Source organism: Armatimonadia bacterium, from assembly GCA_039679385.1.
Taxonomy (GTDB): domain Bacteria; phylum Armatimonadota; class Zipacnadia; order Zipacnadales; family JABUFB01; genus JAJFTQ01.
In genome coordinates this window covers 1-10804 of record JBDKVB010000047.1, presented here as the reverse complement: position 1 = coordinate 10804, position 10804 = coordinate 1, and the positions used below count along the sequence as shown (strand labels likewise).

The 10804-nt window shown below is 65.9% G+C and carries 8 protein-coding genes; 7 read left to right on the top strand and 1 reads right to left on the bottom strand.

Annotated features, from left to right (window positions below; all coding sequences use genetic code 11):
- The first annotated feature begins 168 nt into the window (after positions 1 to 168).
- Entirely contained in the window at positions 169 to 1296 is a 1128-nt protein-coding gene (locus tag ABFE16_04310) for a glycosyltransferase family 1 protein (GenBank protein MEN6344503.1), read from the top strand.
- A gap of 71 nt (positions 1297 to 1367) precedes the next feature.
- Here the strand turns inward: ABFE16_04310 and ABFE16_04305 are convergent, their stop codons facing one another.
- Positions 1368 to 5720, bottom strand: coding sequence for a hypothetical protein (locus tag ABFE16_04305; GenBank protein MEN6344502.1), 4353 nt, complete (start codon positions 5718 to 5720; stop codon positions 1368 to 1370).
- A 299-nt stretch (positions 5721 to 6019) separates the two neighbouring features.
- Here ABFE16_04305 and ABFE16_04300 point away from each other — a divergent pair, with 299 nt between their 5' ends.
- From ABFE16_04300 to ABFE16_04275, 6 genes are all read left to right on the top strand, one after another.
- Positions 6020 to 6505, top strand: a complete 486-nt coding sequence (locus ABFE16_04300; GenBank protein ID MEN6344501.1) for a ferritin family protein — start codon at positions 6020 to 6022, stop codon at positions 6503 to 6505.
- Positions 6506 to 6548: 43 nt separating this feature from the next.
- Positions 6549 to 6896 carry a hydrogenase maturation nickel metallochaperone HypA gene (locus tag ABFE16_04295; protein MEN6344500.1) on the top strand — a complete coding sequence of 116 codons (348 nt, stop codon included), beginning with the start codon at positions 6549 to 6551 and terminating at the stop codon, positions 6894 to 6896.
- Between the two features lie 83 nt (positions 6897 to 6979).
- Entirely contained in the window at positions 6980 to 9301 is a 2322-nt protein-coding gene (hypF, locus tag ABFE16_04290) for a carbamoyltransferase HypF (protein MEN6344499.1), read from the top strand.
- 29 nt (positions 9302 to 9330) lie between these two features.
- The gene (locus ABFE16_04285) at positions 9331 to 9561 is read left to right on the top strand and encodes a HypC/HybG/HupF family hydrogenase formation chaperone (GenBank protein MEN6344498.1); all 231 of its coding nucleotides are present in this window, start codon (positions 9331 to 9333) and stop codon (positions 9559 to 9561) included.
- Entirely contained in the window at positions 9542 to 10627 is a 1086-nt protein-coding gene (gene hypD, locus ABFE16_04280; GenBank protein MEN6344497.1) for a hydrogenase formation protein HypD, read from the top strand. The genes ABFE16_04285 and hypD overlap by 20 nt, the downstream gene beginning before the upstream one ends.
- The coding region (locus ABFE16_04275; protein ID MEN6344496.1) for a hydrogenase expression/formation protein HypE at positions 10620 to 10804 on the top strand (185 nt) is incomplete at its 3' end. The genes hypD and ABFE16_04275, both read left to right, overlap by 8 nt.

The following is a 10804-nucleotide window of genomic DNA, read 5'->3' as shown; positions in this document are numbered from 1 at the left end:
GCGCCGCGTATGGCTGGGCTTCGCCTCCGGCTGCCCGGTGCAGGACCTGTGGCGGGACCTGCTACAGCGCCTCCAACCACCACTAGAACCCACCGCCACGGCCAGGTTCATGAATAATGCGGGCTAGAGAGGCCATAGCGACCACAGGCAGAGGACGGAGACACTCCCTTGCGGATTGGCCTTGATGCGCGGGTCCTCGGAGCGCACAAGACGGGTGACAGAAGCTACCTGCTCGGACTCGTGCAGGGCTTTGCGAGCCTGCCTGGTGACCACCAGTTCCTTCTGTACTTCGATCAGTCGCCGCCGAAGCTCGACCTTCCGCCGCAGTTCGAGATCAGGGTGGCTCCGGCGGCTCATCCGAGACTATGGACGCCCTTCGTCCTGCCACGAGTCGCCCGCGAGGACCGCATCGACGTGCTGCAGGTGCAGTACATTGCGCCTGGCTGCCGGCGTCCGCGGGTCGTCACCACCATCCATGACGTCACCTACCGGCTGCACCCGGAGTGGTTCCCCTTCAAGGACCGGCTGCTGCTGGACCTGGGGATCCGGCGCTCGCTGCCCAGGGTTGCGGGTGTCATCACCGGTTCGGAGTGTACGCGGCGAGACCTTGGCCAAGTCTACGGCCTTCCCCCGGAGCGGATCGCCGTCACACCCTATGCCGCTCCGGCGGGTTTTGCTCGTGCCTCGGCCGAGCAAGTGTCGGAGGTGCTGCAGCGTCATGGTCTGACGCAGCCCTACGTACTCTTCGTTGGCGTCCTGCAGCCGCGCAAGAATCTGGTGCGCATCCTGCGAGCCTTCCTGAAGGCAAAGCAGCGTTCGGGCCTCCCGCATAGGCTGGCTGTCGTCGGCAAGATGGGCTGGAAGTCAACGGAGATTGAACGCGAAATGCAGGCTGCGGAGGCGACCGGCGCGGTTCAGCGGCTTGGCTATGTACCCGATGAAGACCTCCCCTCGCTCTTCACCGGGGCCGACGTGTTCCTCTTCCCCACTCTTTACGAGGGCTTCGGAATCCCGGTGCTGGAGGCCTTCGCCTGCGGAGTGCCGGTCATCACCTCCGACGTCTCCGCGCTGCCCGAAGTCGCAGGTGACGCAGCCGTCCTGGTGGACCCGACCAACGAGGTGGCCCTCTCGGACGCCCTGGAACGCGTCCTGGGTGACCCCTCCTTGCGCACACAACTCGGTGAAGCCGGCCTCAAACGGGCCGCCACCTTCACCTGGACGCGCACGGCGCAGCAGACCCTCGCCTACTACGAGCAGATCCTCTCTGGAGACAGCCGCCCAAACGCGAGAAGCTAAGGTGCCGCCGGGTCTCCCCGACGGCACCGAGATGGGCCTAACGCGTTTTCGACGTCCCCTCCTGCAAGCCCCTAGGGAGCGAACTCGATGTCCACCGTGATGTCCTCGTCCCGCGGCACGCGGATACCCTCTGCATAGAGCCAGTCTGCGGGCTGCGTGTAGGTGGCGGTTGAGATCTGCGACGAGCACTTGCGGCCATCGGCCAGCTCAAGCTCAACCCAGAACCGACGGATGCTGAAGGAGTCGACCTGCGGGTTCCGGATCTTGAACTGATTGCGCATCTTCAGCGACTGGAGGGCCTCGGCTGTCAGTGGCACGCTGAGGTTCTCCTGGAACACCCCGGCAGATTCGTTGCCTCCGGCCGGCTGCAGGTTGCCCAGGTCGCAGCCGTTGAGGTCGCCGGAGGATCCCCAGTCCTCGCCTGTGCCCGCGAGGCCCTTGCCGTCATAGTGCAGCCAGCCGCGTTTCGCCGTCTGCAGGTCCTTCTGGGTCAGACCCGCGATAGGATAGGGCCCGGCCGCACGGCGGAAGGGCTCGATGCTGTCCGACAGCGTCCGCACCAGCGACGGCTCGCGAGTCTCCACCCGCATATCGGCCCAGCAGGCCCAGTCGCCGGAGGAATCGTCGGCGTCGCCCACGTCCGACACCAGTTTGATCTGCACGGTCTTGCCCGCCCAGGCAGACAGGTCTCCCTCGATGGGGAGCCAGGCGTGGCGATCGACGAGAGTCCTTCCGACCTCGTGCGAGGCCTTGGCCTCGTCCACGACCACAAGCTTGTATAGGATTCCATCGCCCAGATCGCTGCCGTCACCCTTGCCCACGACCGCCCGGAACATGGCTGCCGGCTTGGCAGGAAGCGTGATCGGGTCGTAGAGCGCATAGGAGTAACCCGTGCCGCCGATGTAGGGCGGGTGCATGAAGATGCCCGTCTTGGCCACTTCCCCGGAGGACGTCCTGCGCGTATCGACATAGCCGCGAGTCTGACCGAAGTCGGTCTGCTCCTCGCCGCCTCGGAGGCACATACCACCACGCCACTTCGCCGGGAGGTCAACCACGGGCAGGCACTGCGAATCGACCCGCATCCCCCGCTCGATGACCTGTCGACGCTGGCCTGCACGCAACTCGACCTGCAGCACTTGCGAGGTCTCGCCCCTCGGCTCACCGAGGTCAACCGAGACAACCTGTGGGCTTCGCGGGGCCAGGGCTGCCGTGGCGCTCTTGCCCTCGGCGCTGACCTCAAAGGCCTCTGCCTGAGGCAGGTTGCTCGAGAGCCGGACCATCAGTCGGTTGCCCTCAAGCCACAGGTCAGCGTCGGCCATGGGCACTACCGTGAAGTCGATCCAACTGCCCTCAAGCTGCTGCCAGATGCGCTGGCCCACCCTCGCATCCTCGGGAATCTGAACCTCGTGCACTTCGCGTCCGCGCACGGTCACCTTCTCGCCTGGAACTACCTGGTCGCGCTCCGACTGCAACGCCGGCCCGGTTGAGGTTGCGCCACCGGTCACCTCATAGCTGAAGGCGCCCTCCATCGGCACCACGTAGGCCAGGCCACGCGAGGTGCGGACCTGTGCGGGACCGATGGGTGCTCCCTCCTGGTTCAGTGCGACCGCTGACACTGCCGGGATCGCGAAGCCGCACTCGGCGCCCTTGTAGGGGATGATCTCCCACTTGCCCTCGCCGAGGATGCGGCAGATGCCGATGCCGTCCGAGGCCGCCTTCGGGTGGCGAGTGAAGCGACTGCGACCATCGGCGTACAGGTAGGCCGGTGTCACAGCGTAGTCGGAGCGGGTTCCACTCTCGTCCGAGTTGAGCACTTCGATCTTCCCGTCCGCAGTCCAGCCCGCGTATCCGTTCGGGGGCAGGTTGAGGGACTTGCCGTAGGCGACCACCTTCATGCGCTCGGTTGGGCTGCCGTTGACGACTGTGACCGTGCCGTCGGAATAGCGCGTAACAACCTGTGAGCGCTGGTAGGCGCCACCGGCCACCGCTGCCGAGGTGTCCAGCAGGTTGCCCGCTGCGTCGGCGTAGCGGATCGTCTCGGCGCTGGCAAGGCAGTAGCGGCTGTGGAGCTGCTGGAGCATGTAGTAGCTGCGCAGCGCGTTCTGCATGCCCCCCTCGAGGGTCAGGAAGCCGGGATGCCCGAAGGCCACTGTGGCCGCCAGGAAGCGGTCGACCGAGGCGTCGATCTCTTCGGCGGTCTTGCCCAGGCCGGCATCGCGGCCATAGAACATCCCAGGGTTGCCCATCCCGAAGTTGCAGCACAGGTCGTGCATCCGAAGCAGGTCGAAGTCAACAAGCCACGGGTTCCAGGGCAGTCGGGCTTCCTGGTCCTGCCCGTAGTTGCCGTCGGTGAGACCGCAGTACAGATAGTGGTACTGGCCTTCCGAGTAGACCGGCCCACGCCAGGCCGCCTTCTGCAGAAGCATGATCTCGCCGTAGGCGTAGAAGGTCGCCGCCGAGGTTCCTGCGCCGGGGACTCGCGCATCATAGTCCGTGCGACTCCACGGGGAGACCGCCGTGTGAACGTCGCAGTAGGCGGTGCTGAAGCCGTACTTGGCCTGGTTGATCGGCGACAGCTTCGCGCAGTACTCAACCGCCCGCGAGGGCTTCGGACCATAGCACCGGGCCCAGGCCGACTGAAGCTGCAAGTCCGGACGGCGGCCGATGAGGTCGGTGCTCCAGTACTCATTGACCGGCGCGAAGTCGGTGAAGTTGTTGTAGGGCCCGTAGACGAAGCCGAGCTTGTCCTGAAGGTACCGCGAGTACGCCCGAGCGCCTTCCTCGCCGCCCTTCTTGGGGGCTGTGCGGGTGCGGAAGGTGAAGCTCTCTCCGCCGTCGCGCCACATGGTCTCGTGATCGGTGATGATTACCTCGGTCATCCCGTAGCGATGCACCCGGGTCCAGTACTCCATGTCGGCCTGCCGGTTCCCGGCACCATGTGCCCGCCACAGCTTCGTCCCCGTAACTTGCTTCCAGGGCGAGACCGGGTTGTCAATCGTCGGCAGGACCTCCTCGAACCGTGGCGACAGAGTGAGGAAGAGCCGCTCGTAGCAGTCGTTGCGCTTGCCGTCGGTCTTGTTCAGGTAGCGAGTGCCGCCGTTGTAGGTGACACCGGTATCCGTTACGGCATTGCTGCCCAAGAGCTCGGAGGCGCCGGACAGATACCAGTCAGTAGCGCCCGCCAGGAACAGCGGCGCCTGGAAAGTTCCGCACACGGCCACAGCCGGTCGCCCGGACAGCTTGTAGTACGGGATCGTGACGACTCGCGGGTTCTCTAGCCCCCGTGCCTGCCCGTAGCGAACCTCACTGACGTTGCCGCCCGGAGCCACCACGTCCACCACCAGCGACTTGTTCCAGAGCCGGTAGGTGTAGGTCACCTCGGCCGTCACGGCGCCCTTTGAGAGCCGCCAGGAGGAGACCACGGAATCGCCCTTGCGGACGGTGCTGAGCTGCTCGGCCTTGTCCGGGGCTTCCGTCGTTCCCGTCTGGGTCAGCAGGTACACGCCCCCGCCGACGCAGGGCTTGATCACTCCGCCGCGGCCGGTCCACTGGGCACTGATATCGTCCAGCATGCCGGTCTGCGGCTCGAGGCGGTAGGTCAGAGTGCCGTCGGAGCCCTGATAGGTGAAGACGAAGACCTTGCCCTCCTGGCTAAGGGAGGTGCTGAAGTCCTTCACCAGGTTGGGCGGCAGGATCGTCTGCAAGCGTGTCGGGAAAGGTAGCCTACCGGGTCCCGTGTTGGTGCCGGTCGTCTCGCCGGGGAACATGGGGATGCCACGCTCCGGCCGGGGATCGAACTTCAGTGGCGGGAAAGCCTCCACGAAGGCGGAGAGGTTGTCGAGGAAGAGCACGCGGTCACCGGTGTTGCGCCCGCCGGTGATGACAATCGCCTTGAGACTTGCGCCCTGCCGGGCCTGGTCGATCTGCTCGGGCGTCATCCGATGGTGGCCCAGGAACCACTCACGCCAGTTGACCCGCGTGATATCCACGGTGAACTCCCGGCCACGAGCGTCGGCAAACAGCGCGCTGACCTGGGCCTGGGGAGTCGTCGGGTCGCTGGAGTAGGCCCAGTTGTTACCATAGATCCACATCGTTACCGTATCGAAGGCGCCGCGAGTGGCGATCGGCTGCGGCGGCACCAGTCGGACCTCGGGGTTAGTGCCGGTTCCGCGGTAGACCAGCTTACCGACGTAGCTACCCCAGATCTGCTGCTCTCGGCTCCGTATGAGTTCCGCGACGGCGTTCTTGCACTCCACCGTCCAGCCGCCAAGGTTTTCGAAGTCCACCAGGGGCACATGGTCGTCTGCCGTGCGGTTGGCCCAGACCATCTCGTAGGGGCGTTCCCCTACTACCTCAGCCGGCGTGGCTCCGGGGACCTGTGCCAGGGCCCAACTGGACAATAGCGTCAGGAATGCGAGTGTCATCAACGGCACCTCCTGTCAGTAACAGCAACATGACACTTCGCCATAGGTCGGTTTCCCCCTCCCTACCTCAGCAGCGTCTGCGGACGACTCTGCGCAGGATGTGGGCGGCACTCCACCTTTGTCTTGACGCGCAGCCGCTTCTGGATATACTGGTTGCAGAGCAGTTGTGAAGGAATTCACATAGGCAAGAGCTGTAGCGGCCACTGGGCTGCGTCGGCGCTTGCTTCGCAGACACGGAGGGACATGAGTCGTCAGCTTGTGAAGCAAATCACATAAGCTCCGCTCGGAGGTGTATGCCCATGTCTACTGCCGGTGTATTCTCCGGACGTGAGATCGCGCAAATGGCGATCCAGATGGAACAGAGCGGTTACGGGTTCTATTCCGCCGCCGCCGAGGCCGCCAGTCACCCTGAGGTGCGGAAGCTCCTCGAGTGGCTCTCCGGTCAGGAACGCCTCCACGAACGTATCTTCCGGGACATGCTTCCCACGATCCCGGAACACCGACCCCCTGAGGAGTATGACGGCCAACGGGCCGAGTTCATCCAATTCCTGCTCGACACTCGTGTCTTGCCGGATATCGCCTCCGGCGAGAGGGCTCTGGCGCGGATGTCTTCCGACGACGAAGTCCTGGACTACGCCCTGGGCTTCGAGAAGGACACGATCCTGTTCCTCTACGAGATGCGCGACCTTGTCCCGTCGGGCCAGGCTGCACAGGTGGACCGCCTCCTCACAGAGGAGAAGGGCCACGTGCAGCGGTTGTCGGCGATGAAGCATGAGGCGTGCTGAGAGGTGCTTGCATAGACACTCAGGACCTGGGGAGGTGGTCACCTTGCACGAGCACTCCGTGGCCGACAGGATCTTCGAGGCTGTCATGGCCGAAGCCAGAGAGCACGACGCACGCGGGATCGCCGGCGTGACGATCACGATCGGCGAGATGGCGGGAGTCACGCCTGAGGCGCTCGTGGACGGTCTCCACCACTGCTGCGAGCATGCCGAGATTGCCGCCTTCCCGGTCGAGGTCGTCGTGGAGCGCACCCGAGCGACCTGCCGCAACTGTGGGAGGTCCGGCGAATTGGTGCTCTCCGGCCAGTGTCTCTTCTGTGGGAGTACGGACCTGCGCGTGGCGGCGGCCACCGGCATCCGCATCACACAGATTGAGTTCACTGCGCAGAAGTGAGGGACGCCTCGGTTCCCTTGATCGCCGGCCCGAGTGGGAGGTGAAGACCAGTGGCGAGCCGACAGCGCAGGACTGAGCGGCCTTTGGCCGAAGCTGTGGAGCGCCGTCGGGTAACGGTCCACGGGATAGTGCAAGGGGTCGGGTTTCGCCCCTTCATCAACCGCCTTGCCACTCGCTACGGCCTGAGCGGGTCGGTCTTCAACTTCACCGGCGGCGTGACCATCGAGATTGAGGGCCCTGCGCCAGACCTGGAGGCCTTCCTCCACGACCTGCGTTCGGAGCCGCCTCCAGTGGCGGTGATCGAGGCGGTGCGGGTCGAGGAGATCGCGCCAACCGGCCAGGGCGACTTCGTGATTGTGCCCAGCCGAGAGACCGAGGGCGGGCCGATCCTCGTATCTCCGGACCTTGCCCTCTGCACCGACTGCGCCCGTGAGCTTCTCGATCCCCGGGACCGACGCTTCCGGCATCCCTTCATCAACTGCACCAACTGCGGACCCCGCTTCACCCTCGTCCGCAAGGTCCCCTACGACCGCCCGAATACCTCAATGTCGCGCTTCCCGATGTGCCCCTCTTGCTCGGCTGAGTACGTCGACCTGAGCGACCGGCGCTACCATGCCCAGCCGGTCGCCTGTCCGCAGTGTGGGCCGACCTTGCACTTCGTCACGCCGGGCGCGCTGGACAAGCCTGTGACCGGCGATGGGGCGATCCTCCAGGCCCAGGCGCTCCTTGCGGCTGGCGGGATCCTGGCGGCGAAGGGCATCGGTGGGTTCCACCTGGCGTGCGATGCCCGAAGCAGCGCCGCGGTTCGTCGTCTACGGTCCCGGAAGGGCCGCGAGGAGAAGCCGCTTGCCGTCATGGTGGCCTCTCGCGAGGCGGCCGAGGCCCTCTGTGAGCTCAGCGAAGATGCCACCTTCCTGCTCACCTCGACCCGGGCTCCCATCCTCCTGTGCCCCAAGCGTCGACCGGAACGTCTCGCCGCCGAGGTCGCACCCGACAGCGCAGACTACGGGCTCTTGCTCCCCTACACGCCACTCCATCTTCTGCTCTTCACCGAGGCGCCCTTCGACGCCCTGGTGATGACCAGCGGCAACCTCAGCGACGAGCCCCTGTGTACCGGCAATGGCGAAGCCCTTGAGCGACTGGTCGGCATCGCCGACGCCTTCCTTGTGCACGATCGCGACATCCTGGTGGGTTGCGATGACTCCGTGGTGAGGGTGTCGCCGCAGGGCCCTGTGCTGCTGCGCCGGGCTCGGGGCTATGTTCCGCTTCCGGTGCGGCTGGCTCGGGAGCAACGATGTGTGCTGGCCCTCGGCGGACAGCTCAAGAACACCTTCTGCCTGACCTCGGGCACGAACGCCTTCCTCAGCCAGCACCTCGGCGACCTGGAGAATGCCCGGTGCCTGGAGTACCTCGAGCGCTCGGTGGCCCACTTCTGGCAGATCCTCCAGGTCCAGCCGGAGGCCCTTGCCTGCGACCTTCATCCCGACTACCTCTCGACGCGCTATGCACGCGAGTTGGCCGAGACTCAGGGCTTGCCCCTGCTTCAGGTCCAGCACCACCATGCCCATGTCGCCGCCTGCGCCGCCGACAACCACCATGAAGGCCCCTTCCTCGGCCTGGCCTGCGACGGCACCGGCTACGGCACCGACGGAACGGTCTGGGGATGCGAACTCCTGCTCTGCGACGGCCCGCACATGGAGCGACTGGGCCACCTAACGCGGGTTCCCCTGGCTGGTGGCGAGGCGGCTGTCCGGGAGCCCTGGCGTGCCGCAGGTGCCCACCTTTGGGCCTGCGGGATGGCCTCGGAGTCTCGGTGGCTGCGGGAACGCCTCGGAGCACAAGTGACCGACGAGCAGTGGGAAGCGCTGGGGGCCTTGCTGCTGCACGGCGTCAACTGCCCGCTCGCCTCCTCAGCGGGACGGCTCTTCGACGCGGCTGCGGCAATGATCGCTCGCAGGCATCGCAACGCCTACGAGGGACAGGCGGCGATGGCCCTGGAGGCCCTGGCGGCGACCTCCACCCGACCGCTCAAGCCGCGATCTGCCGAAGAGTGGCTGACCGGAGCAGAGTCCCGATCCTGCCTGGTCCTCTCCCCTGCTCCCCTGTTGGCCGCGGTGATCGAGGGCCTTCAGGCCGGACTTCCCGAGGCTGCGGTGGCGGCCCAGTTCCATGAGGATTTCGCGCAGCTTCTTGCCGCCGCAGCTCTCCATATCTGCGACCGTACAGGTCTTGAGCACGTGGCGCTGTCCGGCGGGACCTTCCAGAATCGTCTCCTGCTGACGCGGTTGTGCAAGCTTCTCACAGAGCGTGGCCTGAAGCCCCTCTATCACCGCTCTGTTCCGCCGAACGATGGTGGAATCTCGCTGGGGCAAGCCGTCGTAGCGAACGCTTTGCTCAGGGTCTGACGACGGCACCCGGAAGGGACGAAGCAGCAGTGTGTCTGGCTGTGCCGGGCCAACTGACGGCGATTGAGGGCGCCACCGGTACCGTGGAGGTCTCCGGGACCACCGTGCAGGTGCGTCTGGACCTGCTCCCCGAGGCTCGCGAGGGCGACTTCGTACTCGTCCACGCCGGCTTTGCCCTCACGCTGATCGACCAGCAGGAAGCGGCAGACACTCTGGCTGTGCTGAGGGAGGTGCGGGACCGTGTCCGAGCCGGCGACTGACCTGAGCCTGAGGTGCTCCCGTCCCGCGAACCTGATGGAAGTGTGCGGGACCCACTCCCATGCCCTGGCCCGGTACGGGATCAAGCAGCTTCTGCCGTCCGGTGTGCGGATGCTCTCTGGGCCCGGCTGCCCGGTCTGCGTCACTCCCACCCGGGACATCGACCTGCTCGTTGCGCTTGCCCGGCACGAAGGGGTGACCCTGTGCACCTTCGGCGACATGATGCGGGTGCCCGGCACTCGGTCCTCCTTGAGCCTTGAGCGAGCCATCGGGGCCGACGTCCGAGTGGTCTACTCGCCCATGGAGGCCGTCGAGTACGCCTCCGCAGACCAGGCACGGCAGGTCGTGTTCGCTGGAGTTGGCTTCGAGACCACTGCTCCGATGGTCGCCGTTTCAGTGCTGGCCGCCGCCGAGGCGGGACTGACGAACTACTCGGTCCTGTCTGCCCACAAGACCGTCCCGCCGGCGCTCTCTGCGCTGATGGAGGCAGACGACGTCCGGATAGACGGCTTCCTCTGTCCCGGCCATGTGAGCGCCGTCATCGGGATGCAGCCCTACGAGGCGATCGCCGCCAGGTACCGGGTGCCCTGCGTGGTAGCGGGATTCGAGGCAACCGACCTTCTCCGGGGCCTCCAGATGCTCTTGGACCAGATCGACGCCGGGAAGGCCTGCGCTGAGAACGCCTACGAGCGTTCAGTGCGACCCGAGGGTAACCTTCACGCCCAGACCGTCATGGCTGAGGTCTTCGAGCCCTGTGACTCGGAGTGGCGCGGGCTTGGTCGCATCCCTGACAGCGGGTTGCGCCTGCGCAGCAAGTACGCCTGCTTCGATGCGTCAGTTCGGTGCCCGATGGTGGTGGAGGCGTCTCAGGATCCACCGGGTTGCCGCTGCGGCGAGGTCCTGCGTGGTGCGCTGCTGCCCGAGGAGTGCCCGCTCTTCGCGAGCGATTGCACCCCGGCTGCTCCGGTTGGCCCTTGCATGGTCTCCACCGAGGGCGCCTGCGCAGCCGCATACCGGTACGGTGATCCTACGGAGGTCCAGGTGCCGGCGGAGGCTCACAATGTCTGACCTCATCACTCTCGCTCACGGTGCCGGTGGAGAGGCCATGCAGCGACTGCTGGCCCAGGAGATCGCTGTGCTCTATGACGGCGAGCCCCAGTGGGAGGATGCCGCCATTCTACCGGCTGACGGGCGCATCGCCGTCACCACCGACTCCTTCGTGGTCAAGCCCCTCGTCTTCCCCGG

Coding starts and splice junctions, on each gene's coding strand:
- ABFE16_04305 (MEN6344502.1), bottom strand. CDS start 5,720: ATGACACTCGCATTCCTGACGCTATTGTCCAGTTGGGCCCTGGCACAG.
- ABFE16_04300 (MEN6344501.1), top strand. CDS start 6,020: ATGTCTACTGCCGGTGTATTCTCCGGACGTGAGATCGCGCAAATGGCG.